At 46.6% G+C, this 25,359-nt stretch carries 23 protein-coding genes; 15 read left to right on the top strand and 8 right to left on the bottom strand.

The window, feature by feature from the left end:
- The first annotated feature begins 16 nt into the window (after nucleotides 1–16).
- From nuoH to F3I09_RS02865, 7 genes are read left to right on the top strand one after another with little or no spacing between them, the layout of a single operon-like run.
- On the top strand, nucleotides 17–1,054 hold the full coding sequence (gene nuoH / locus F3I09_RS02895) for an NADH-quinone oxidoreductase subunit NuoH (protein ID WP_188133659.1): 1,038 nt from the start codon (nucleotides 17–19) through the stop codon (nucleotides 1,052–1,054).
- Nucleotides 1,055–1,080: 26 nt separating this feature from the next.
- Nucleotides 1,081–1,590, top strand: a complete 510-nt coding sequence (gene nuoI / locus F3I09_RS02890) for an NADH-quinone oxidoreductase subunit NuoI (RefSeq protein WP_149693528.1) — start codon at nucleotides 1,081–1,083, stop codon at nucleotides 1,588–1,590.
- Between the two features lie 49 nt (nucleotides 1,591–1,639).
- Nucleotides 1,640–2,137: an NADH-quinone oxidoreductase subunit J gene (locus F3I09_RS02885; protein ID WP_149693527.1), complete on the top strand. Its 498-nt coding sequence runs from the start codon at nucleotides 1,640–1,642 to the stop codon at nucleotides 2,135–2,137.
- Nucleotides 2,138–2,184: 47 nt separating this feature from the next.
- On the top strand, nucleotides 2,185–2,502 hold the full coding sequence (nuoK, locus tag F3I09_RS02880; protein WP_149693526.1) for an NADH-quinone oxidoreductase subunit NuoK: 318 nt from the start codon (nucleotides 2,185–2,187) through the stop codon (nucleotides 2,500–2,502).
- Between the two features lie 43 nt (nucleotides 2,503–2,545).
- On the top strand, nucleotides 2,546–4,450 hold the full coding sequence (nuoL, locus tag F3I09_RS02875) for an NADH-quinone oxidoreductase subunit L (protein ID WP_149693525.1): 1,905 nt from the start codon (nucleotides 2,546–2,548) through the stop codon (nucleotides 4,448–4,450).
- Between the two features lie 45 nt (nucleotides 4,451–4,495).
- Nucleotides 4,496–5,932, top strand: coding sequence for a NuoM family protein (locus tag F3I09_RS02870; RefSeq protein WP_149693524.1), 1,437 nt, complete (start codon nucleotides 4,496–4,498; stop codon nucleotides 5,930–5,932).
- A gap of 27 nt (nucleotides 5,933–5,959) precedes the next feature.
- Complete coding sequence (locus F3I09_RS02865) at nucleotides 5,960–7,333, top strand: NADH-quinone oxidoreductase subunit N (protein ID WP_149693523.1); 1,374 nt, start codon at nucleotides 5,960–5,962, stop codon at nucleotides 7,331–7,333.
- Between the two features lie 73 nt (nucleotides 7,334–7,406).
- Here the strand turns inward: F3I09_RS02865 and F3I09_RS02860 are convergent, their stop codons facing one another.
- Nucleotides 7,407–8,486, bottom strand: a complete 1,080-nt coding sequence (locus tag F3I09_RS02860; RefSeq protein WP_223233112.1) for a phosphotransferase enzyme family protein — start codon at nucleotides 8,484–8,486, stop codon at nucleotides 7,407–7,409.
- A gap of 45 nt (nucleotides 8,487–8,531) precedes the next feature.
- Nucleotides 8,532–9,545, bottom strand: coding sequence for a LacI family DNA-binding transcriptional regulator (locus tag F3I09_RS02855; protein WP_149693521.1), 1,014 nt, complete (start codon nucleotides 9,543–9,545; stop codon nucleotides 8,532–8,534).
- A 55-nt stretch (nucleotides 9,546–9,600) separates the two neighbouring features.
- Between F3I09_RS02855 and F3I09_RS02850 the strand changes: the two genes are divergently transcribed.
- The 5 genes from F3I09_RS02850 (at nucleotide 9,601) to F3I09_RS02830 (ending at nucleotide 14,995) form a co-directional block, all read left to right on the top strand.
- A complete protein-coding gene (locus F3I09_RS02850; protein WP_149693520.1) occupies nucleotides 9,601–10,872 on the top strand; it encodes an ABC transporter permease in 1,272 nt (423 codons plus the stop codon).
- Nucleotides 10,873–10,904: 32 nt separating this feature from the next.
- Entirely contained in the window at nucleotides 10,905–12,245 is a 1,341-nt protein-coding gene (locus tag F3I09_RS02845) for a gluconate:H+ symporter (RefSeq protein ID WP_149693519.1), read from the top strand.
- A gap of 22 nt (nucleotides 12,246–12,267) precedes the next feature.
- Nucleotides 12,268–12,729 (top strand): RidA family protein, encoded by a 462-nt coding sequence (locus F3I09_RS02840; protein ID WP_149693518.1) that lies wholly within the window; start codon nucleotides 12,268–12,270, stop codon nucleotides 12,727–12,729.
- Between the two features lie 69 nt (nucleotides 12,730–12,798).
- Nucleotides 12,799–13,902, top strand: a complete 1,104-nt coding sequence (locus F3I09_RS02835; RefSeq protein WP_149693517.1) for a D-TA family PLP-dependent enzyme — start codon at nucleotides 12,799–12,801, stop codon at nucleotides 13,900–13,902.
- A 22-nt stretch (nucleotides 13,903–13,924) separates the two neighbouring features.
- Nucleotides 13,925–14,995: a dipeptidase gene (locus F3I09_RS02830; RefSeq protein ID WP_149693516.1), complete on the top strand. Its 1,071-nt coding sequence runs from the start codon at nucleotides 13,925–13,927 to the stop codon at nucleotides 14,993–14,995.
- A 3-nt stretch (nucleotides 14,996–14,998) separates the two neighbouring features.
- Here the strand turns inward: F3I09_RS02830 and F3I09_RS02825 are convergent, their stop codons facing one another.
- Entirely contained in the window at nucleotides 14,999–15,391 is a 393-nt protein-coding gene (locus F3I09_RS02825) for a hypothetical protein (RefSeq protein ID WP_149693515.1), read from the bottom strand.
- An 85-nt stretch (nucleotides 15,392–15,476) separates the two neighbouring features.
- Between F3I09_RS02825 and F3I09_RS02820 the strand changes: the two genes are divergently transcribed.
- Complete coding sequence (locus tag F3I09_RS02820; RefSeq protein WP_149693514.1) at nucleotides 15,477–16,394, top strand: alpha/beta hydrolase; 918 nt, start codon at nucleotides 15,477–15,479, stop codon at nucleotides 16,392–16,394.
- 51 nt (nucleotides 16,395–16,445) lie between these two features.
- On the opposite strand, the gene F3I09_RS02815 is transcribed toward F3I09_RS02820, so the two are convergent.
- The 5 genes from F3I09_RS02815 to F3I09_RS02795 all read right to left on the bottom strand — a co-directional run bounded on the left by F3I09_RS02815 (nucleotide 16,446) and on the right by F3I09_RS02795 (nucleotide 22,269).
- Nucleotides 16,446–17,177 (bottom strand): hypothetical protein, encoded by a 732-nt coding sequence (locus F3I09_RS02815; protein WP_149693513.1) that lies wholly within the window; start codon nucleotides 17,175–17,177, stop codon nucleotides 16,446–16,448.
- An 87-nt stretch (nucleotides 17,178–17,264) separates the two neighbouring features.
- Nucleotides 17,265–17,711: a 50S ribosomal protein L9 gene (rplI, locus tag F3I09_RS02810; protein ID WP_149693512.1), complete on the bottom strand. Its 447-nt coding sequence runs from the start codon at nucleotides 17,709–17,711 to the stop codon at nucleotides 17,265–17,267.
- A gap of 61 nt (nucleotides 17,712–17,772) precedes the next feature.
- Complete coding sequence (gene rpsR / locus F3I09_RS02805) at nucleotides 17,773–18,039, bottom strand: 30S ribosomal protein S18 (RefSeq protein WP_106601493.1); 267 nt, start codon at nucleotides 18,037–18,039, stop codon at nucleotides 17,773–17,775.
- 4 nt (nucleotides 18,040–18,043) lie between these two features.
- Nucleotides 18,044–18,394: a 30S ribosomal protein S6 gene (gene rpsF / locus F3I09_RS02800; RefSeq protein WP_106601492.1), complete on the bottom strand. Its 351-nt coding sequence runs from the start codon at nucleotides 18,392–18,394 to the stop codon at nucleotides 18,044–18,046.
- A 611-nt stretch (nucleotides 18,395–19,005) separates the two neighbouring features.
- Complete coding sequence (locus F3I09_RS02795; RefSeq protein ID WP_149693511.1) at nucleotides 19,006–22,269, bottom strand: Ig-like domain-containing protein; 3,264 nt, start codon at nucleotides 22,267–22,269, stop codon at nucleotides 19,006–19,008.
- A 322-nt stretch (nucleotides 22,270–22,591) separates the two neighbouring features.
- On the opposite strand from F3I09_RS02795, the gene htpG reads away from it, so the two are divergent.
- Together htpG and F3I09_RS02785 are read left to right on the top strand one after the other, a co-directional pair.
- Nucleotides 22,592–24,427 carry a molecular chaperone HtpG gene (htpG, locus tag F3I09_RS02790; RefSeq protein WP_149693510.1) on the top strand — a complete coding sequence of 612 codons (1,836 nt, stop codon included), beginning with the start codon at nucleotides 22,592–22,594 and terminating at the stop codon, nucleotides 24,425–24,427.
- A 104-nt stretch (nucleotides 24,428–24,531) separates the two neighbouring features.
- Nucleotides 24,532–25,326, top strand: coding sequence for an alpha/beta hydrolase-fold protein (locus F3I09_RS02785; RefSeq protein WP_149693509.1), 795 nt, complete (start codon nucleotides 24,532–24,534; stop codon nucleotides 25,324–25,326).
- Nucleotides 25,327–25,359: the final 33 nt, after the last annotated feature.

Genomic DNA, 25,359 nt, shown 5'->3' with positions numbered 1-25,359 from the left:
ATATAATTCGTATTTGATGAACATAGACTGGTTCTTTATCCTCGAAAAGATCGTGCTGATATCAGGCGTACTGGTGATATCACTGGTAGTCGCTATGTATTCTACATGGGGTGAAAGAAAAGTAGCAAGTATTATCCAGGACAGGATTGGTCCTAACAGGGCTGGTTTTATGGGATTACTGCAGCCGCTGGCTGATGGTGGTAAACTCTTCTTCAAGGAAGAGATCATCCCCGGCAATTCCAACCGTTTCCTCTTCATTCTCGGTCCTTCCCTGGCAATGATCGTAGCTTGTATGACAAGCGCGGTGATTCCCTGGGGCGATACACTGACCATTGCAGGTCATACTGTATCCCTGCAGATCGCAGATATTAACATCGGTATCTTATACATTTTCGGAGTAGTGAGTTTAGGTGTATATGGCATTATGCTGGGCGGATGGGCTTCCAACAATAAATACTCCCTGCTGGCATCCGTGCGTGCAGCTTCCCAGATCATCTCTTATGAGCTGGCAATGGGGCTGTCCCTGATCGCACTGTTAATGATGACAGGTTCTTTAAGCATCAAGGAAATTGTAGAACAGCAGCGTCATGGCGGTTGGAATGTATTGTACCAGCCACTGGGCTTCCTGATATTCCTGGTATGTTCTTTTGCAGAGTGTAACCGTACACCGTTTGACCTGTCAGAAGCTGAGAGTGAGCTGAATGGTGGTTATCATCTGGAGTACTCTTCCATGAAACTGGGCTTCTACCTGTTCGCAGAGTACATCAATATGTTCATCAGCTCTGCGCTGATGTCCAGCCTGTACTTCGGTGGTTATTCCTTCCCGTATATGGACAGCCTGGGACTGGCGCCTAACCTGGTGACAATCCTGGGAACAGCAGCTTTGTTCATCAAGATTATCTGCTTCCTGTTCTTCTTTATGTGGGTACGCTGGACAATCCCGAGGTTCCGTTACGATCAGCTGATGCGTCTTGGATGGAATATTATGATCCCGCTGGCACTGGCGAATATGTTGATAACAGGAGCGATCGTACTGTATCGCAGTACACATTAATTAACGACTTATTTTAATAGCATAATATGCAAGCTTTAACAAGTAGGGCAAGACAGGTAGACCGCAGGCCGATGACGTTCATCGAGAAGATCTATTTGTGGAATATTATAAAGGGGATGATCATCACCTTTAAGCATATCTGGAAGAGGAAGGAAACAGTACGTTATCCGGAGCAGAAGCGTCCGTTTAGCCCTGTATTCCGTGGTCTGCATATATTGAACCGGGATGCTGAAGGACGTGAGAACTGTACTGCCTGTGGTTTATGTGCAGTAGCCTGTCCGGCAGAAGCGATCACAATGGAAGCAGCAGAAAGGAAACCAGGTGAAGAGCACCTGTACCGTGAAGAGAAATATGCTGCCCGTTATGAGATCAATATGCTGCGTTGCATTTTCTGTGGTTTTTGTGAAGAGGCTTGTCCGAAAGATGCTATCTATCTGACAGAAACATTTGCACCTGCTAACTACAAACGCGAAGGTTTCATTTATGGAAAACAGGATCTGCTGATCCCAGCACCTGGTGAAAAGAAAAAAGCATAATAAAAGACAGTCTTAGCTAAAAAACATAATAGTCATTATAGCAATGGGAATGAGTTTACAACAAATCGTTTTCGGGGTACTTTCAATCATCTCTATTATATCCGCCCTGGGCGTGATATTGAGCAAGAACCCCGTTACCAGTGTCCTTTGCCTGATAGTAACCTTTTTCACCATAGCAGGGCATTACATTATGCTCAACGCGCAGTTCCTGGCTGTGGTGCATATTATAGTATATGCAGGAGCTATCATGGTATTGTTCCTCTTTGTGATCATGTTAATGAACCTGAATGCAGAAATAGAGCCACAGAAGCGTAGCTGGCTGAAATATGCCGGCGCCATCAGTGGCGGCGCCCTGTTCCTGGTATTACTGGGCGCACTCCGTGAAGCCGATGTAACTCCAATTCAACCCGGAGCGACAGATATAGGTCTGATCTCCAACCTTGGTAAAACTTTATTCAATCAATACGTAGTTCCTTTTGAAGTCTCCAGCATCCTCTTCCTGAGCGCTATGGTAGGTGCGGTTGTAATCGGGAAAAGGGAAGCATAACCACAACATCTGTAAATCGTCATTGATCAATTTGTAATTCTTTTAAGATGCCTGTTCAATATTACATTTTCTTAAGCATAGCACTCTTTTGCATTGGGGTGATGGGCGTGCTGATGCGCAGAAATGCCATTATTATTTTCATGTGCGTGGAGCTGATGCTGAATGCCGTAAACCTGCTGCTGGTGGCCTTCTCTAAAATGTGGGCAGACGCTGGCCGTGTAGACGCCGGCGGGGCGCAGATCTTTGTATTCTTTATCATGGTGGTAGCCGCGGCGGAAGTTGCCGTAGGCCTGGCCATTATCGTAATGGTATACAGGAATTCACAGTCGGTGGATATTAATATCATGAACAGGCTGAAGAACTAACAGCTTGAATCGTAATTGTAAATCGTAATTAGTATTTGAATAGATGATACATCTAGTTTGGCTGGTACCATTTTTACCATTATTAGGTTTCCTGGTGAATGGATTGGGAAGAAGATACCTCTCCAAATCACTGGCGGGTATAGTAGGAAGCGGAACTGTATTAGCAGGCTTTGTAATTAGCTTACTGATCTTCCTGGAAGTGAAAGCCCCCGGATTTCAGGCACAGACAGTTTCGTTGTTTGACTTTATTTCTGCAGGCAGCCTGCATATTCCATTCGCATTCCAGGTGGACCAGCTGAGCGCTTTATTTTTGCTGATCATCACTGGTGTTGGTTCACTGATCCATATTTACTCCACTTCTTACATGCATGAAGAAACCAGTGAAGGGTTTGCGCGTTATTTCGCTTACCTGAACCTGTTCGTTTTCTCCATGCTGATACTTGTACTGGGCGCCAACTATGTGATGATGTTCATCGGATGGGAAGGCGTAGGGCTCTGCTCTTACCTGCTCATCGGCTTCTGGTTCAAGAACACCGCGTATAACAATGCTGCCAAGAAAGCATTCATCATGAACCGTATCGGTGACCTCGGCTTTCTGCTGGGCATCTTTGCTATGATAGTGAAATTTGGCAGTGTTACTTTCCCTGAAGTATTTGAAAAAGCAGCAGCAATTGGTCATGGCGACAAGGTAATACCTGTTATTGCCATCCTGCTCTTCGTAGGTGCGGCAGGTAAATCTGCCCAGCTGCCTTTATATACCTGGCTGCCAGATGCGATGGCGGGTCCTACTCCGGTATCTGCCCTGATCCACGCCGCTACGATGGTGACAGCAGGTATCTACATGATTGCACGAAGCAATGTGTTATACACCCTGGCTCCATGCATTCAGACCGTTGTTGCAATAATAGGTCTGGCTACAGCGGTGCTGGCGGCTACCATCGCCCTGAAACAGGATGATATCAAGAAAGTACTGGCTTACTCTACCGTGAGCCAGCTGGGATATATGTTCCTCGCACTGGGTGTAGGCGCTTATACCACTGCGGTGTTCCACGTAATGACACACGCATTCTTCAAAGCCCTCTTGTTCCTAGGTTCCGGTTCTGTGATCCACGCTATGGGCGGCGAGCAGAATATCAATAAGATGGGAGGACTGAAAAAATATATGCCGGTTACGCATATTACTTTCCTGATCGGCTGCCTGGCTATCGCTGGTATACCTGGTCTGTCAGGTTTCTTCTCCAAAGATGAGATCCTCGCTGAAACTTTCGTATCCAATAAGATCATGTATGGAGTAGCCCTTATCACAGCAATGATGACTGCCTTCTACATGTTCCGTTTATACTACATCACTTTCTGTGGCAGGTTCCGCGGTACGCACGAGCAGGAACATCACCTGCACGAAAGTCCGGTGGCTATCACCATCCCGCTGATCATACTGGCTATCCTGTCAGTAATAGGTGGTTATGTTGGCCTGCCGGAAGTATTCGGTACCCACAGTATGCTGAAAGAATACCTGGCGCCTGTATTTGCAGGTTCAGTGCCATTCGTACATGAACATGAGCATCTGGCGCATAACACCGAATGGCTGCTGATGGGATTAAGTTCTGTGCTGGTGATCATCACCATCTTCTTTGCACGCAGCTGGTACCGCAATTATGAAGACAATGGAGAACCACGTACCGGTATTGCCAAAGTACTGGAAAACAAATGGTATGTGGATGAGTTATACGATGCTATCATAGTGAAACCCCTGATGATGCTAAGCCGTTTCTTTGAAGAAGCGATCGAGAAATCAGGTATTGACAGGTTGGTAAATGGCGTAGGCCGTGGCGTACACTGGGGCAGCCAGCAGGCAAGACTGCTGCAGAACGGACAGGTAGGCTTCTACATCTTTGCCATGGTAATAGGAATGGTAGTTTTATTTGTGATAGGCTTTCTGCTGAAATAGTAGAAACCTGCATCATCATTAAAAAAGGACAAGTTTAGATAAATTATGTTGACAGTATTACTCATATTGATTCCTTTAGTTGCGGGCCTGATTACGTTTGGTCTGAAGGGGTCTGGACCGAAAGTGCTGGGTTTGATAGCATCCCTGGCTTCGCTGGCAGTAACGCTTGGTGCCTTGTTCCAGTTCCGGACTACTCCGGCCAGTCTGCAGTTCAGTGCAAACTGGATACCTCAGCTGGGCGCTCAGTTTAGTGTGGGGCTGGATGGAATGGGCCTGATGCTTTGTTTACTGACAGCCATCTCTTTCCTGCTGATCTTTATTGTTATTTTCAACAGGGAGTACGAGCGTGCGAACAGCTTTTACGGTCTGATGCTGCTTTCACAGGCGGGACTGGTAGGTGTTTTCACTGCTTATGACGCACTGTTGTTCTACGTTTTCTGGGAGCTGGCGCTGATTCCGGTGTACTTCCTCTGCTCACTCTGGGGTGGCGAAAAACGTATTCCTGTTACATTCAAATTCTTCGTATACACCTTTGCAGGTTCATTGCTCATGCTGATAGGCCTGATCTACATTTACCTGCAATCACCTGACCATTCCTTCAGCTACGCCAGCTTTACCAATGGCAGCATAGCACCGCAGGACCAGTCATGGTTGTTCTGGCTTTTCTTCGTAGCCTTTGCTATCAAGATGCCGGTTTTCCCTTTCCATACCTGGCAGCCGGATACTTACGAACAGTCTCCAACACCTGTTACAATGGTGCTTTCCGGTATCATGGTGAAGATGGGGTTATTTGGCGTAGTGCGCTGGTTACTGCCTGTACTGCCGAAAGGTGCTTACATGTGGTCTGATGTGGCAATCGTATTGTCCATCATCGGTATCATCTATGCATCCTGCATCGCTATCGTACAGTCGGACATCAAACGCCTGATCGCTTATTCTTCTATCGCCCACATCGGCCTGATGAGCGCTGCTATCTTCACCAACAATGAGCAGAGCTTACAGGGTATGATGGTGCAGCTGTTCAATCATGGTATCAACATCATCGGTCTCTGGATCATCGTGGAGATCATCCAGCAGCGTCTGAAGATCAAGAACCTGAACGAGATGGGTGGTATTGCCCAGTATGCTCCGGGTATCGCTATCTTCCTCGTGACCATCAGCCTGGCCAATATCGCATTACCACTGACCAACGGATTTATCGGGGAGTTCCTGATGCTCAGCGGTCTGTTCCAATATAATGTATGGTTTATGGCGGTTGCCGGACTGGGTATTATCCTGGGAGCGGTTTACACGCTGAATATGGTGCAGAAAGCGATCTTTGGTCAGAGCAATGCTTTGACAGAGACCACTACAGACCTGAAAGCAAATGAGCTGCTGGTACTGAGCATCATCGTAGTGATCATTCTGGTACTGGGTGTATATCCAAAGCCTATGCTGGAACTGGTAAGCAGCACTACTGAATTGGTTAACAAGGTTTATTAAAAAGTTGTTCTTTCGTAACACAGGAATATGAATGCATTAATATCTACTGCTTTATCGGGCGTTGTAATGATGTTTGCGGGTTTATTTGTAAGTAATAAGCAGCGCATTAAGTTTATAGCCATTGTTGTTCTGCTGGCTTGTCTGGTAGCCAACCTGGCTGAGTTATCCACCATTGAAGCAGGTGACCGTACACTATACGGCATGATCACTATCAGCCGTTTCAGCATTCTGTTCAATGCCATTGCATTGGGCGCTACACTGATCTACTTCCTGCTTTCGGGCAGCGCATTTGAGAATGTAGGAGAGCACGTGGCGGATTATTTCGCGCTGATCTTTTTCATCCTTTCAGGTATCACTTTAGCTTCTACTTTCAGCAGTTTATTAATGCTTTTCCTGGCAATAGAGATCATTTCTATTCCACAGTATATACTGGCAGGCAGCGATAAAAAGACGCCAAAAAGCAGTGAGGCTTCCCTGAAATATTTCCTGATGGGCTCTTTCTCTACCGGCATCCTGCTGATGGGTATCACGCTCATCTATGGAGCTACCGGTACTTTTAATGTAGCTGACCTGGGACTGGGCGCCGGCAAAGTGAATACACTGGCCCTGTGCGGTATCATTCTGGTGGCTTTTGCATTATCATTCAAAGTATCTGCAGCGCCGTTCCACTTCTGGACGCCTGACGTATATGACGGTTCACCAACCGTATTCACCTCTTTCATGGCAACCGTGGTAAAGGCAGGTGGTTTCATCGCTTTCATCAGGATCTTCCATGGCGCGTTCATCGGTGAGCGCATCACTGCCGACTGGCAGTTGCTGCTGGCTATCATCACAGCCGCTACCCTGATCATCGGTAACTTCACAGCAGTATTCCAGCAGAGCGTAAAGCGTATGTTGGCTTACTCCAGTATCGCTCAGGCAGGTTTCATGCTGCTGGCGGTAGTGTCCATGAACACATATGCTACACAGGGTATCGTGTTGTATGCAGCTGCTTACAGCGTTGCTACCATCGGTATCTTCGCTGTGATGATCAAACTGAAAGATTACACCTTCGATGGTTTCAATGGTCTTGCGCGTACACAACCTGTGCTGGCTATTACCACCACCATCTTTGTATGCTCACTGGCAGGTATCCCGCTTACAGCTGGTTTCTTCGCTAAATACTTTGTGCTGACAGCCGCTATACAGCAGGGTAACCTCTTATGGCTGGTCATTGTAGCCGTGATCTGTGCTGCCATCAGTGCTTACTATTATTTCCGTGTCATCATTGCGATGTACTTCAAACAGGGTGAACCGGCAACAGTGCCTATCACCGGCGGCTTCAAGGTGATGCTCATCATCACAGCAGCCATCGTGATACTGTTGGGTATTTTCCCCGGACTATTATTACAGCTTATTTAAGATTAAGATAAAATGGAAAAACCGGCCACCTGGCCGGTTTTTTTATTGGTGCTGCTTTTCAAACGAAGTGGCGTTAGTGTGCCGCCACAGAAGAGAGAGTTTGCTCCTGTTGAGTGATACTTTCCAGTAAAGTAAGCTGGTTCCTCGCCCGCAACAGGTTATGTTGCTCATATTTTGCTCCATAGTAGATATCATTGTTGAAGTAATCCGTCAGAAAACGGATAGCCTGCATATAGACCATAAACTGCCCTGCATACACAAGGTGCGCCTGTTCTGTAACACTCAGTTCATCTTTCATTTCACTGAGGTATCCATTCACGATCGCTGTATAATATTCCTTTCTCACCTTCACCTTACTGAGATCCGTTTCTTCTTCACTGGCAGGAGAGAGGTAGGTACGCATCATATCTCCGAAATCACTGATAAAATAACCCGGCATTACGGTATCCAGATCTATCACACAGATGCCTTTGTTATCAGCATCGAACAGCACATTACTGATCTTCGTATCATGGTGCATCACTCTTATTTTAAAGTAAGGGCTATGCTGAATAGACGTGAATATTTCTGTCAGATATTTATATCTGCGGATAGTATTGATGTCGTTCCCCGCTTCCGCAATACGGGCAGGATTGCCTTGTTTCACAGCCTGCTCGAACTGGGCATAACGTAAAGTAAGGTTATGAAAGTCCGGCAGAGTAACCTGTATCTCGTTGGTATCAATACCTGACAATAACCTGGTAAAACGTCCGAACTGCCTGGCTGCTTCATATGCCAGCTGCTCATTGTTCACCACATCATAACTGTGTGAGTTGGCCACAAATGGCTGCAGGCGGAAATATTCTCCTTCCGGCGTAATGACCATATCCTGCTTGTCTGTAGTCAATACCGGCTGCACAAAGAAATAATCAGGATGATGTTTATCCAGGTAATGTCCTATCGCGCTGATGTTCTGTGCAATCAGCGCAGGTTTTTTAAACACCTGGTGATTGATGCGTTGCAGGATGTAGGTTTTATCGCCATTAGATACTTTCCAGGTGGCATTGATAAGCCCACTGCCGAATGCCTGTATGCGGCATTCTTCCATCACTAATCCATAAGCTGTTAATATATCCTGCATTGCTGGTTGATAAAATTGCGATGCTTCAAACATAATGATAAGAATTGAGAGAATAGCTGGACAAACGGTTGCGCAAATTTATCTGCCTGGGGCGATCACCAGCCGGGAATCGATCACAATCTGTTGATATTGGTCCAGGGGCAATTTTCCTGACAGGAGATCCAGCAGGATCTCTGTGGCTCTTTGTCCCTGGAGGTAGGGATACTGTTCTACGGAAGCCAGCGGTGGAAAAGCCATATAGCTACTCAGGGGCAGATTGGCGTAACTGACGAAGGTAAGGTCCTTATTGATCTCCAGGCCTTGTTCAAGTGCATACTGCACGGCATCCTGTGATACGTAGTCATTAAAGGCTACGATAGCGGTAACCTTTCTTTTATGTGCCAGCAGTTGCTGCATTGCGTTGCGGGTGCTTTCTTTGGTGAGATCAGCGTTCACATTGAGACTGGCGTCGTATTTTAACCGCTGTAACTGCATGGCTTTCTGATAGCCTGTAGTACGTTGCTGGCTGGCAGTCAGTTTTTCCGGACCGTTGATCATCCCAATGACGCGGTGTCCCCGTTGCAATAAAAGTGAGACGGCCTGTATAGTACCCGATTCCATGTTTGAGGCCACATAGTGAATGCTGGGCATATTGGGAATACGGTCGAAGAATACGACAGGTATATTATACTTCCGCAGCATCTCAAAATGTGCGTAATTCACTGTATTCTTGGCCAGGGAAACCAGCAAGCCATCCACCCGGTGATTCTTCATTATTTCCACGATCTTCTGCTCCCGCGTTGTATCATCATGGGATTGCCCCAGCAGCACCATATAATTGCTCTTATTGGCCGTATCTTCTATACCGCTGATGGCGGCAGAGAAGAAGGCTTCCGACAATTCGGGCAATACAATACCAAGCGTAAAAGTTTTTTTCTGCTGGAAGAAAATGGCGGTCTGGTTGGGCTCATATTGCAGTTCCCGGGCCAGCTCCTGTACTTTCATCCTGGTTCTCAACCCGATACGCGGATGATTGTGCAGGGCTCTGGAAACGGTCGAAGCAGCCAGGTTCAGCCTTTTGGCAATTTCTTTTATGGTGGGAAGATTAGGCATCGGGCCATTTGTATAATAAAAGTAGCGGAAAAAAACTTTTTATTAACTTTAAATCATGCAGTTCCGTGACACATTTTCCCTCGCCTTTCGCTCTGTTAGTGGCAATCGTTTGCGCGCAGGGCTCACTGTAGCCATCATTGGTTTTGGTATTATGGCCCTGGTAGGCATTTTTACCGCCATAGACAGTATGAAAAACAGTATCTATAGCAGCTTTGCCAATATGGGAGCCAACAGCTTCAATATTCAGAGCAGGGCATTGAGGATACGCATTGGTGGTGGCGGAGGAGCAACAAAAGGCGACAAAAAATCCAAAGTAAAAACGTCCAATAGTAATATTCCCATTACTTACAAGGAAGCTATGGACTTTAAACAACAGTATGCCTTCCCTGCTGTGGTAAGCTTGTCAACCAATGCTACAGGGAATGCCACTGTGTATAAAGACGACAAAAAGACCAACCCCAACGTACGCGTGATAGGAGGGGATGAGAACTATCTGCTTTTGTCCAATTATACGCTGCGTGACGGCCGTAACCTGAACCTGCTGGATGTGGAGTCTGGCAGGAATGTGGCCTTGCTGGGTATGGATGTAGCGAAGAAGCTGTTCGGCGATAACCTGCGGAATGTAGTTAACAGCAGCATCCGTGTAGGAAATGTGCGTTACCGCGTTGTAGGTGTATTACAGCCGAAAGGTAACAGCGGTTTTATGAGTGCCGACAATGTGGTTATTACAACGGTGAATAATACACGCAGAATATTTGACCGTCCGAATGTGACATACAATCTGGGTGTTTCTGTAAAAGATATCACCAAAATGGAAGCTGCCATAGGCGAGGCTACTGGCCTCTTCAGGGTCATTCGTCATCTCACGCTCAAGGAAGAAGAGAATTTTTATATCAATAAAAGTGACAGTGTTGCAGAGATGCTGTTTAACCTGTTAGGTGTGGTAGTATTTGCTGCCGTTCTGATCGGTGCGATCACATTGTTTGGTTCTGCTATCGGTCTGACAAACATCATGCTGGTGTCCGTTGCAGAGCGTACCCGTGAAATAGGTGTTATCAAGGCGCTGGGCGCCACCAGGAAAGTGATATGGCAGCAGTTCCTGTACGAGGCTGTTATCATCAGTCTGTTGGGTGGTTTGCTGGGTGTGATATTAGGAATGCTGGTAGGAAACATTGTATCATTGTTATTGAAAACCGATTTTATCATTCCGTGGTTATGGATAACGACAGGGATAGTGATCTGTGCGGCTGTGGGGCTTGTATCAGGTATTTATCCTGCCATTAAGGCTTCGCGTCTGGATCCGATAGTTGCACTACGTTACGAATAATTAACAGGCTATTGCCAACATCCAACTAATTCATGGCTTTATTAGGTGTAGTATTTGCTTCCATCCTGCTGCTGGTACTTCTGGTAGCTTATTTCCGGTTAAATACATTCATTGCATTCCTGATCGTATGCCTGTTTATGGGCCTGGCGCTGAACGTCGTCAGGGAACCTGCACAGAGAATGTCTATTGCTGATATTACCCAATCTATCCAGACAGGGATCGGCAAAACCCTGGGCTCACTCGTTATCATTATCGTGTTTGGCAGTATGCTGGGTAAACTGGTAGCTGAAAGCGGTGCTGCACAAAGGATTGCCAATGGATTGATGCAGGTGTTCGGACGTAAATATGTACAGTGGTCACTGATGCTGACGGGTTTTATTGTCGGCATCCCTTTGTTTTATAATATCGGTTTCGTACTGATGGTGCCGCTGATCTTCACAGTGGCAGCGCGCACTAAATTGCCAGCAGTATACCTGGGTATTCCGATGCTGGCCTCATTGTCGGTCACACATGGCTATTTACCACCGCATCCTTCGCCTACAGCTTTAGTTGGAGCCTTCCATGCCAATATGGGAATAACGCTGTTATATGGCCTCCTGGTGGCTGTTCCGGCCATTGTTCTGGCAGGTCCTGTCTTCAGCCGTTTCCTCAAAAAATATACACAGGAACCCGCGCAGCTGTTCACCACAGCTGCCTTGCCGGATGACCAGTTACCGGGTATGGCTACAAGTATTCTGGCGGCATTGCTGCCCGTATTGCTACTGGCCGCTACTTCACTGCTGAAGCTGAAGGCCGCGCCTGACAGTGTTGCCTTTAATATTGCCAGCTGGTTGGGAGACCCTGTGATCGTGATGTTACTGGCAGTGCTCAATGGCGCATATGTACTCGGTATCCGCAGGGGATGGCCAATCAAAAAGGTGATGGGCACTATGGAAGATGCTATCCGCGATGTATCTGTCATTATCCTTATCATTGGAGGTTCCGGTGCACTGACGCAGATGCTGCTGGACAGTAAGGTAAGTGATGTGATAAAAGAGGGATTAGGCAGCATGCATATGAATCCGCTGATACTGGCGTGGACCATTGCCGCACTGATCCGTGTAAGCGTAGGATCAGCTACTGTAGCGGGATTAACGGCGGCAGGTATTGTAGCGCCATTAGTAGTGGGCACAACAGTACACCCAAGCCTGATGGTACTGGCCACCGGAGCAGGAAGCCTCATGTTCTCTCATGTGAATGACGGTGGTTTTTGGATGTTCAAGGAATATTTTAATTTGTCAGTGAAAGATACTTTCAAAACCTGGTCAATCATGGAAACGATCGTTTCTGTTGTAGGACTGATCGGGTGTCTGATCTTAAACCTCTTTATCTAACTTATAAGCAAAACAGTGATCTATGACACCAACAGAAAATTTTGAAGCATTAGGATTATCATTACCACCAGCACCGGCGCCATTGGGCGTATACAAACCTTGCCTCGTAGATGGCAAATACCTGTATCTGTCCGGTCATGGTCCTGTACAGGATGATAAGAGCCTGATCATTGGCCGTATTGGTGTTGATTTCGATATGGATCAGGGTAAGCTGGCTGCAAGACAGGTGGGCCTCACGATGTTGTCTACCATTGTAGCTAACCTGGGTAGCCTGGACAAAGTAAAACGTGTGATCAAAGTATTGGGTATGGTGAACTGTACACCTGACTTTGGCCGTCATCCTTACGTTATCAATGGTTGCAGCGAATTGTTTGCAAAAGTATGGGGTGAAGAAAATGGCATTGGCGTACGCAGCGCGGTAGGCTTTGGTTCATTGCCTGATAACATTCCTGTGGAAATCGAAGCACTGTTTGAACTTCACTAAATCATCAGGTGTGGAGTCCATTGCTGTTTTCAATAGCTGGTACTTCATTCCGGGTCTTAATTTACGATCATGCATTGGTACGAATTACACAATATCAATACTGTTGATACTCCTGCGGTGCTCGTTTTCCCCGAGCGTATGCGTGAGAACATCCTGCTGTTAAAACAGACAATAGGAGATGTACAGCGTTTGCGGCCGCATATCAAGACGAGTAAAATGATAGAAGCCGTGCAGTTGCTGAAGGAAGAGGGTATCAATAAGTTCAAGTGTGCCACTATTGCCGAAGCAGAAATGCTGGGATTGGCTGGTGCTGCGGATGTATTACTGGCTTATCAGCCCGTCGGTCCGAAGATTAACCGGTTGCTGCAGGTAGTGGAACAGTATCCTGATACAAAGTACTCCTGCCTCGTGGACAACCGTACAGCCGCTATGGCTATCGCCGCCTTGTTCCTCACTGCGCAACGCAATATTCCTGTATATATTGATCTGAATATAGGTATGAACAGGACGGGTATTCCTGTAGGCGATGCAGCATTTGAGCTCTATCAGGAACTGCAGCATATGCCGGGAATTACTCCTGTTGGTTTACATGCATATGATGGTCATCTGCATGATACAGATGTTGCAGTACGCAAGGAGAAATGTAATGCAGGTTATGCACCTGTCACTACCCTGGCGGCCGCTATTACTGCTGCGGGAGCGGAAGCTCCGCAGATCGTTGCAGGCGGCACACCTACTTATGCATTTCATGCAGAGCGCCCCGGTGTTGAATGCAGCCCCGGTACCTTCATCTTCTGGGACTGGGGATACCGGCGGGAACTTCCTGAACAGGACTTTGTATATGCGGCTGTAGTGGTTACCAGGGTGATCTCTATCATTGATGATCAACACCTCTGTGTGGACCTCGGACATAAATCTATTGCGTCTGAAATGCCTCAACCGAGAGTGCTTTTCCTGGATGTACCTGATGCAGTACCACAGGGACATAGTGAAGAGCACATGGTTGTTAAAGTGCCGGATACTTCCTTATATCCTGTAGGTACGGTGTTCTATGGCATTCCGGTACACATTTGTCCGACCGTGGCTTTGCACGATCGTGTAGGAGTTGTGGAAGGTAATAATTGTGTGGCCTACTGGAAAGTAATAGCCCGGGACAGAAAGATCATGATCTAACTTATCAAAAAAGAATACTGACATGTTTATAATAGACGCGCATCTTGATCTGAGCATGAATGCGATGGAATGGAACCGTAACCTGCGATTGCCGGTAGAAGATATCAGGAAACGTGAGGCAGGATTGACAGACAAACCGGATCGTGCGAAAGGAGTGGTGTCATTCCCTGAGTTGCGCAAAGGAAATATCGGACTGGTAGTAGCTACCCAGATAGCGCGTTTCGTAGCCCTTGACAACCCCTTACCCGGCTGGTTCTCACCCGAACAGGCATGGGCCCAGACACAGGGACAGTTGGCCTGGTACAAAGCGATGGAAGATGCAGGAGAAATGGTCCAGATCACCAATCTGGCAGCCCTGGAGAAACATCTGGCCCTGTGGAACGATGGCACGCCCAACACCAGCAAACCGATTGGTTATATCCTCAGCCTGGAAGGAGCGGATTCAATTGTTGATATCAGCTACCTGCAGCGTGCTTATGACAATGGGCTACGTGCAGTAGGTCCTGCGCATTATGGCCCCGGCCGTTATGCACAGGGAACGGATGCCACTGGTTTTATGGGACCTAAGGGACATGCCCTGTTGAAGGAAATGGAAAGACTGAACATCATCCTGGATGCTACGCATTTATGTGACGATAGTTTCTGGGAAGCAATGGAGCATTTCCATGGCCATGTATGGGCGAGCCATAACAATGTACGTGCATTGGTCAATCATAACCGGCAGTTTTCTGACGAGCAGATCAAAGAACTGATCAGCCGGGGAGCTGTCATTGGTGGTGCCATGGATGCCTGGATGATGGTGCCCGGATGGGTAAGAGGGGTGTCTCAGCCTAAGGAAATGGGAGCTTCCCTGGATGTACTGGTCGATCATATGGACCACATCTGCCAGCTGGCTGGCAATGCATTACATGTAGGGATAGGGTCAGACCTGGACGGCGCTTTCGGAAAAGAGCAAAGCCCTTATGACCTGGAAACGATCGCCGACCTGCAGAAGATACCTGCTTTATTTGCAAAGAGAGGATATTCCGCAGCGGATATTGATAACATTATGCACGGTAACTGGTTAAGGTTCCTGCGTAAAGCCTGGAGTTGATCGCTAATAAAATAATTGTGACAGGACGTTGGTCATGTCATTATTCACTGGTTTCAGCTCCAGGAAACCAGTGAATTGCTCTGGCGTGAGGATTGTTTTCAGTTTCCTTTGGAAGCCGTTCTGAAAGCTTTTTAGCTTGGTATCGTATGCTTTTTGGTTACTATTGTTTAGTGAAAGGATGGTAGCCCGCTGTTGCAGGAAGTTGGTAACGGTGTTCAATATCTTTGGTTGCTGGGCCTCAGTTAAGGTCAACGCCGCTTTCAGTTTATTGGTAATGGATTGGGCATTACCTTCAATATTGGAAAGTGGGGCCTGCGGTACCTGTGCCTGACTGCCAGAGAAGGCGAAAGTCAAGACTGACAGCAGTAACAATGATATTCTTAAGGTGTTTTTCATCTGAGGGGATTTATAAGGAAGTTAATGCATTTGTTGCATCTCTGGAGGGGGTAATTACGTAGATCTCTTCATAATCCCCATCTGCATGCCTGTCTCTTCTATAGTTTGTTGCAGGGCTTTTATATTCCTGGCTTTCATAACGCTGGGAACTGCCTGTACAAAGTTTTCACCACTGGAACGGCAAGTCCCGGCTGACACGGTGCCCAGAGAGCAACCTCCCACAGATACCATTGTTCCCCTGCAAGCCCTGGAATTACTCAATGAATATTACGGACAAGATCCGCAGCAGGTCATGGATATTTATCTGCCTGCCGGGCGAACGCCTGCTATCACCCATATCATGGTTCTGATACATGGAGGAGGGTGGATAGGTGGCGATAAGCAGGATTATACCCCACATATTAACAATATGAAGAACAGGGATGCCCGCTATGCTTATGTCAATCTGAATTACAGGCTGGTAAAAGATGGCAGGAACATCTTTCCGGCGGCAGAAGAGGATATCAATGCCGCCCTGGAATACCTCTGGAGCCGGGCAGACAGCTTTCATATTTCCCCTCTCACAGGACTGATAGGAACCAGTGCAGGTGCTCATCTGGCAGCGTTGCAGGGTTGTAAACATAATCAGAAGGGATATATCAGGGCAATGGTCTGTATAATGGGTGTGTATGACATGAAACGTTTTTTCGACGAGGGCAGCGCTGGAGTAGCACCGCTGGTTGTAGATGTACTGGGAGGTTCACCGCAACAAAAGCCGGAGCTATATCATTCCTCCAGTCCTATATCCTATATAAGCGGGCAAACGCCGCCTGCTTTACTGATCCATGGTACGGAAGATACGTTGGCGCGTTATTCACAGGCCATCTCCATGGACAGCATGCTTAAAAAGGCCGGTGCTGTTCATGAGTTTTATAGCTTTAAGGGCTGGCATGCCATACCAGCAGATGTTGTCAATGAGGCAGCAGAGAAGATGTTCGCCCATATTGACAGGTATACCAAATAAAAAAAGGAACACCGTACATGATGTTCCTTTTCTTCCGGAAAACAGATCCGTTTATTTCATTACCAGTTTAACTGGTTTGGGCACTTCATTCATATCACTGTCAAGTACGACATATTCGGCCTCAATAGTCTTATTATCGAGCCATTTCATTTGTCCCGGACCCCACTTGTCAAACTGCACATCACCCTCGGAAATGAGCTTATTATTGCGGTAGGAGAATAGCTGGAAGCCATTGTTGTTGAACCCTGCGATCAGGTCAACCGAGGCGCATATAACATACCTATGATCAGGAGAGATGACAGGGATGCCCCATACATGCGTGATATCCCCGTTATCGGCGTTGATCAGCACATAGTCGCTGGACTCATAGTAACTACCAAAAACGAGGTATTGATGAATGTCGGGCAGGTAACCGGCATAAAAGTAGATACAGTACTTGTCGTCTTCTTTGGTATTATTGGCAAGGGTGTGTGTCTCGCCATTATTCAATGCAAACTCCAGGGCGTCGCCGGTACGTTTTACATGTGCTTTATCTTTATTCAGGAGGTTGGTCTCTGCACTGTCGTAATCAGGATCGGGCAGTTTATCAAAGGAGGAATGTTCCAGCGGATGGATGGTAAAAGACTTTTTGCCGACAGAGAAGGTGTCTGTATTAACAGGTACTTTTCCTATTGAGGGTGCTTCTTCTATATGTGAAGTATCTGAAGCGCTATCACTGATATCTTGTCCATTACAGGCGGCTATCATGCCTGCAATAAAAAATAGAGGTAAATACTTTTTCATATGATGGCGCAAATATAAAATAACCGCATAAAAAAAATCCCGTCTCATTTAGAACGAGACGGGATTTTTTGGAAAGAATATATAGTCTTATTCAGCTACTACTTCGAATTCCAGTTCAGCTTCGTTGCCTTTACCGAAATCCAGTCTTGCTTTGTAAGTACCTAACTCTTTTACGTCATCCAGGATGTGGATGCGGCGACGATCGATTTCGTAACCTTTCTGCTCTTTAATAGCACGTGCGATCTGCACACCAGTTACGCTACCGAAGATCTTACCGGAAGTACCGGTTTTAGCGCCAATTTTAACGGGACCTGCTTTCAGCACTTCCACAACTTTGGCAATTTCAGCCAACATTTTCTCTTCTTTAGCTTTCTGCACTTTCAGGCGCTCCTGAAGTTGCTTCAGGTTAGAAGGGCTGGCTTCTACCGCAAATTTCTGCGGGATCAGAAAATTCCTGGCATAACCGTTTCTAACGGAAGCCAGCTCATTTTTCTGGCCCAGGTTATCTACGTCTTGTATTAAGATTACTTGCATTGTTAATTAGTTTTAAGGACCTTTAATTACCCGGTTCAGACCAGGAAACCAGTAGGTTTGTTTACTTTAAAAGGTCAGTAACGTAAGGTAACAAAGCCATTTGACGGGCTTTTTTAATAGCCTGCGCTACTTTACGCTGGAATTTCAGAGAGTTACCAGAAATACGACGAGGTAACATTTTACCCTGATCGTTCAGGAATTTCTTCAGGAACTCAGCGTCTTTGTAATCCACATACCGGATGCCTAACTTTTTGAAACGGCAATATTTCTTCGCGCGTTTCTCTTGTTTTACGGCGGTTAAGTACTTAATTTCTTGTTTTACTGCCATAATTTTAAGCTTCTGCGGTTTTAGAATCAGCGTTCACGCCATGTCTTTTGCGGCCATTGTACTGTACAGCATATTTGTCTAATGCTGTGATCATGTGACGCAGTACATTTTCGTCACGGTTCAGCTGGATTTTCAGCTTCTCATTGAGGTCGGATGGCGCGCTGTACTCCAGTACCAGGTACATGCCCGTGGTCTTCTTCTGGATTGGGTACGCCAGTGATTTTAATCCCCAGGGATTTTCGTGCGTTACATCTCCGCCGTTCTCTTTAATGAGATCAGCGAATTTTTTCTGAGCAGCTTTGTAGTCTTCCTCAGACAGCACAGGGGTAAAAATCACCATCAATTCGTAGTTCATAAATTTCCCTGTTTTTAAATGTTGTTAAAAAAAATTAGGAGTGCAAAGATACTGAAATTGCTGACACCAGCAAATAAAAGCGGGGGATTGGTTTTTAGGGGGTGGGGGGACGCCTCCCTGGAGTTGCACCCCCCGATTCCAGCCATTGCGGAACATAATGCATAAGAATGAAAAATGCGGCGGCTATGGCTAAATAGTCAGCCCGGAACCAAAGCAAAGCTAGTGATATATCTGTGCATTCATTATTATAACCCATTTATAAACTATCATCTAACCATATATAACCCATATATAACCCATACCTCTTAAATATGGGTTATATATGGGTCATATATGGCTTATATATGGGTTATATATGGGTTATCTCCGAAAACATGCTATAGTAGCACCTTTACAAAGGTTATATAAAACCTTTGTTCTGTACTTGTTTATAAAAGAAGAATATTTATAGTAGATAAATATTTTATACCTGACTTCGTACACCTAAGATATGCGTGGGAGGATCAGGCGAATATATGCCCCGGTGGGCCTTTCGACACCAGCGGGGAAAAAAAAGCCGGCCCGTATTGCAATACGGGCCGGCCTGGATCAAAATGGCTTTTTCAAAAAGATCAGTGGTTAACAAGTATCTTGCTTGTCTGGATGCCTTCCTTGCTCTGTACGCGCAGGATATACACACCATTAGACAAGTTACTGATATCCAATGTCTTGATATTTCTTCCTTTATTTACAGTAGTTAGTGTAGTCTGTCTTACGTGACCCTGCATATCAACCAACTGTAAGATGGCCTGTCCAGGTTTTTCTATATCCAGATACACCTGCAACTGGCGGCCAAAAATACACCAGAAAAGTTTCTTTATCAGATCTTTAAGTGTAATAATCACTCTTTCATTGCTGCTGTAGCTGACTGATCCGTCCAGACTTACTGTTTTCAGCCTGTAATAAGAAAGTCCCAGCCATGGACGGGTATCATATGTTACATAACTGTTTGGCAGTGAAGTCGTGCCATGAGCTGCGACAGTGTCTACAGATTCGAATTGCTGCTGATTACGGGAACGTTGTACCACAAAATAGGCTGTATTCAGCTCATAAGGAGTACTCCAGGTCAGTTTCACATCTCCGGTGTCAACTGCGGCAGAGAAGTCTTCCAGCGGTGCAGGATGCGCCAGTACGTGCAGATTATAGCTTGTCTGCACGGGGTAGTGGTCAGTAGTGGTGTTGCTATAGCTGTTCACCAGTTTTTCTACTTCTCTCCTTACACGGGCAGATCCCGGCAGGTAGCTCAGGGCCATTTCATCGGAAGCCAGTACGTTGTCAATCACCGTGTTAAAGGATGCGGTAGATTGCTGGCCCTGTAAGCTGAGCGGCAGGGTCAGCGGTTTATAGTGGATGCTGTCATCAATGAAGTCTATGTAAGAAGTGGTAGTATCCGGCGCCAGTTCTGTGGTGATGGTTTTGTCAAGTGCGTCGTTGAAATCGCCGAGTACCACCAGGTTGGCAGTCGGATATTGTGCATCCAGGCTGTCTTTCAGTTCCAGGTTTCCGTTTTTGCGCCTGTGCCAGGATTCGATCTTATCTGCGGCAGTGCCGGTATTGGCTTTCGCGTGCAGCAGTACAAAGCGGATCAGGGCGCTGTCGTTGTTCAGCTTAGCCCTGGCTTCCAGGAGGAATGGGAACCTACCCGATGACCAGTTATAATAAGCATCGCTGCTGCCACCCCGGCGTAATACGCCATAAGAGCTTAATCCCTTGATAACCGATGTTTTATACAGGAAGGCCAGTTTCTGGGCAGAAGTATAGTCAGCATCCTTAATACTATCTGCATAAGAACCAAAATCAGATATAATATAGCTGTATCCCGGCATCTGACTGGCTACTGCTCTGAAGCGGGCGGTATCTACCACTTCTGCCAGTGCAAAGATGTCTGCATCCAGCTTTTTGAGGATGGTGGTCACATTGGCCTGTTGCAGGCTGTCATTGGCCGGGTTCTGTGCAGGGCTGCCGAACCACTCGATATTCCAGTTCACTACTTTCAGCGAGCGGAGAGAAGTGCCGGAAAGCTGAATAGCAGGAACATGGATGCTGTCGCTGTCGAAAGTAATGGTGCCGGTATAATTCTGGTCTGCGGCAGCAGGCTGGAATTTCACCCATACGGTACGTGGGCCGTTGAGTGAATCGGGCAGATAGGTCAGCGACTGGCTATATACGCCATTGCTGTCTTTCGCTATAGAGAAGCCTGAAGTTGAAGTGAGGACCAGGCTGTCAATAAAGTCATTGGCCTGGAAGGTAAATGGCAGCGGAGCTGATAATTGACCTGCCGGAACATAGTCAAAGTCGATGCTGCGGGTATTCAGATCCAGGGATGGTTTAGGCGCTTCAGGACTGTTGGTGATATTGAAGTTATCTAAGGTCCAGCGGGCAGCACCAATGGAAGGGGAAGAAGTATATACAAAAGCGATATATACATTAGGCTGTTTGAAAGCTGCCAGGTTGATGCTGTCTGAAACAGTCCAGGTATCTGACAACAGGGCCGGGAAACGTCCGTTTACCGGTGTCCAGGTAGCAGTATGTGGATTGCTGGCGCCATCATAGTTGGTGGATACCATTAGCTGGAGGGTAGGGCCGGAGAATGCCGTCCGGCTGGCAAAATCCAGCAGTGGATAGTCAAAACCGGAAAGATCGAAGGCAGGCGAGATCAGCCAGTCCTCATTTTCTATCGGACCGCCACTATAGCCGTTTATCTGTACACCGTTCCCATTCTGTCCGAAGGTGGTGCAATCCCATTTCTGGGCGCCGGTTACACTGTATTGTTTGAAACCGCCGGTGATGCTGCCGGTAATGCAGGCGTTGAAGTCAAATGACAACTGCTGGGTGCCGGTGCTGAATGTCCAGGTGCTGTTGTCAGTGATCCCTGCAAATACATTGTCGCTGAGGTCAAGTATTGCACCATCATCCAGCGTGATATAGTAGCTATGCTGCGGCTGCAGGGTTACGGCTAATGTCAGGGTCTTATTGCTGATGATCACAGCTGCGCTATCCACCGGGAATACCTGTTGTGTGCCGGCTGTAACGTTATGCAGTATCAGCTGGCCATTGCCCGCCTTAATATTTTCGCTGAAGAAGATGGATGGCTGAGAGGCTGGTGATACGCCGGTGCTGTTATTGGCCGGGAACAGGCTGTCAATAGCCGGTGGCGTTACGTCTGCCCCTGAGCTGCCTGCCATGATATTGTCGATGGCGAAGGAAGGACGGGAGCCGGCCCCGCTGATCTGGCGGTTTACCCAGCGCAGCTGTACCAGGGGCTGGTTATCGCAGGCAGATGGCAGTACAAGTGACCTGTGGGCGGAATCCAGCGGCGTAGTTACGCCGGAACCGGTTTGCTGAGTGGTACTGTTCTGGTACTCAACACCGGTGATATTGGTAAAATTGCCGGTATTCCCAATGCGGTATTGCAGGGTCACTTCATTGATGCGGGTGTTGCTGGTACCGTCATAGGGGTTACGCAGCGTCATCACATCATACTGGAAAGCAATATTGGTCTGGCCAGTGGTATTCAATCCCAGTACCACTGAGTTATCCACACTACCACTATTGAGAAAGCCCAGTTTTCCGGAGTAATTATATACCCCATTGGTAGTGCTGGAAGCGCTGCCTGATACAAGGGCCTTGTCGGATGCCGGTGGCAGCACGTTAAAACTGGCTGAAGGTGAACCGGAGAGTGTCCAACCCTGCCATCCATCCGGATAGGTGGTGGATGAGGGTGGTAGAGTACTGAATGGCTGCTGATAAGGCAGCGTCTGGGCAGCAGGTTGCGTCTGCGCGTTGGCATTGGCAAAACAAACTGCGGCAAAGAAAAGGAGTAAAGGTCTTTTCATGTAAATAGAGGTTTAGAAAGAGGGTCTGGGTAAAAACATAATACATCTCAACAGTCACCGGGGTCAGGACACTAAAACTACAATATTTGTCTTAGAGTAGAGGGACCGTTCGTATGATTTATTTGTTAAGCCGGTGGGCGGAAAAGTGCCATTTCTGCAGGTAAGTCCGCTTGGTCGAAGAAGTATCGAAGAAGCGACGAAGAAGCAACGAAGAAGCAACAGTATAAAAAGAGCTGGTTTTATCCCTCCGCCGGACAGTTTGTCAGCTTAATGTCTGATGGCATATCCTTTGTCATAAAGATTCTAAAAAATTTTGACACCCATGCAGAAAGGAGCAATACGTGTTCAGACAGAGAACATTTTCCCCATTATTAAGAAATTCCTCTATTCAGACCATGAGATCTTCATCCGCGAGCTGGTGAGTAATGCGGTTGATGCTACACAAAAGCTAAAAACCCTGGCTAGTGTCGGTGAATTTAAAGGTGAGCTGGGCACCCCTGAAATTACAGTAACGCTGGATAAAGAGAAAAAGACGCTGACCATCTCCGATATGGGAGTGGGTATGACTGCCGAAGAAGTAGACAAATACATCAACCAGGTAGCTTTCTCCGGTGCGGAAGAATTCCTGAAAAAATACAAAGGTCAGACAGATGGCGCCAATATCATTGGTCACTTTGGTCTGGGCTTCTATTCTTCCTTCATGGTGAGTAACCAGGTGGAGATCTTTTCCAAATCACACAGGGCAGAAGCACCTGCCGTACGCTGGGAATGTGATGGCAGTCCTGAATATATGCTGGAAGAGACCACTAAAGAAAGCCGTGGTACTGACATTGTGCTGCATATTAACGAAGAAAGTGAAGAATTCCTGGATGAACACCGCATCCAGACTATGCTGGAAAAGTTCTGTAAATTCCTGCCTGTACCTGTAAAATTTGCAGATAAGCAGCTGAATAATACCAGCCCGGCATGGACTAAGAAGCCAAGTGATCTGACAGCAGAAGATTATCAGAATTTCTATAAAGAATTATATCCATACGCAGAGGCGCCATTGTTCTGGATCCATCTGAATGTGGATTATCCGTTCAACCTGACAGGTATCCTGTATTTCCCTAAGATCAGCAAGACCTTTGAAGTACAGAAAGATAAGATCAGCCTGTATTCCAACCAGGTATTCGTAACTGATGAAGTGAAGGATATTGTTCCTGAATTCCTGATGTTGCTGCATGGTGTGATAGACAGTCCGGATATTCCGCTGAACGTAAGCCGCAGTTATCTGCAGGGAGATCCGAATGTGAAAAAGATCAGCACTTATATCACTAAGAAAGTAGCTGATAAACTGGATGAGATCTTCCGCAATGACCGTAAGAGCTTTGAAGAGAAATGGGAATCCATCGGTCTGTTTGCCAAATATGGTATGATGACTGATGATAAATTCCAGGAGAAAGGAAACAAATTCCTGATCATGGAAGATATCACTGAGGAAGGCAGGTTCTATACACTGGAAGAATACAAACAGGAAACAAGTGCGCTGCAGACCAACAAGGAGGGAAAGCTGGTGGTATTGTATGCAACAAATGCAGTACAGCAGGATAGTTATATACAGGCTGCAAAGAACAAGGGATATAAGATCGTGAAGCTGGATACTATTGTAGATGCTGCGTTCATCAACAATATGGAGCCAAGGTGGGATAGTATGATGTTTACCCGTGTGGATGCTGATATAGCAGATCACCTGATAGACAGGGATGAAAAATCAGAAAGTGTATTAACATCTGATCAGGAAACCAAACTGAAGGAGCTGTTCGAACACATTCCTCAGCAGCATGTGAAGGTAGAGCTGAGAGGCCTGAGCGCAGATGCTCAACCGGTGATCGTAACCCGTCCGGAATTCATGCGTCGTATGAAAGATATGGCAGCAGTAGGCGGAAGCGGTATGAGCTGGTATGCAAGCATGCCTGATGAGATCAATATGACCATCAATGCAAACCATCCGATCTATCTGCAGATCCTCGACGAAAATGATAATGATAAACAGCAGAAGCAGGTACGAAATCTGGCAGATCTGGCGTTATTATCACAGAACCTGCTGACGGGCGCTGATCTTACCGCTTTTGTGAACAGAAGTGTGGAATTAATGAGTGCTGAAAAGAAAAATTAATCTGCTATATAAGTAAACAATGTAGTAGGTTTGTAATATCAAAATAACAACCCGGATCCCGTCTCATAGCCCATGAGACGGGATTTTTCATTTATGCCACGCATATGAAAAGAAGAATAATTAAGAGATTTGTATATGTGCTACTGCTTGTTTTATTGGGTAATATAGTAGCCTGCTCCAAAAAGAATGATGCCGCGACACCCGGCGGTAATGGAACGGATACGATTCCCGATCCTCCCAAAGAAGATGTATTTGACCCTCAGACCGTGGGCATTACTGTAAAGACAATGGATTACAAGGGAGGCAATATTGATGATTATCTGCTTTACATTCCTGACACTTACAATGAGAAAAAGACTTATAAATGGCCTATCGTCATCTTTCTGCATGGTGTAGGAGAGATCGGGACCGACATTGATGTGATCAGAAGAGTAGGTCTGCCTAAGGTCGTGACAGGAAAGCAGTTTGTAATGATCGCTCCGCAGTGTACAGCATCCTGGTGGAATACTGATGTTTTACAACAGTTATATAAAGAAGTATTGAAGAAATACCATGTGGATAGTTCACGTGTTTATTTAACAGGATTAAGTATGGGTGGATTTGGCACCTGGAACTGGGCACAGACCAGCCCTGAGAAGTTTGCGGCCATTGTGCCTATCTGTGGCGCAGGTACACCGTCGCAGGCTTGTGTATTGAAGAATATGCCGGTATGGGCGTTTCATAATGCAAATGATCCGACAGTAGGCGTAGCCGGCTCACGGGATATGGTAAATGCATTGAGGACATGCGGAAGTAAGCTGGTTAAGTATACGGAAAATCCTACCGGTGGGCATGATGCCTGGACAAAAGCATATGCAGATACCGCGTTATATACCTGGCTGCTGCAACAGAAAAAGTAGAGCTGTTATAGCTGGTCAGACTATATGAAAGAA

Source organism: Chitinophaga sp. CF418 (assembly GCF_900142925.1).
Lineage (GTDB): Bacteria > Bacteroidota > Bacteroidia > Chitinophagales > Chitinophagaceae > Chitinophaga.
This window is presented reverse-complemented; position numbering and strand designations above follow the sequence as displayed.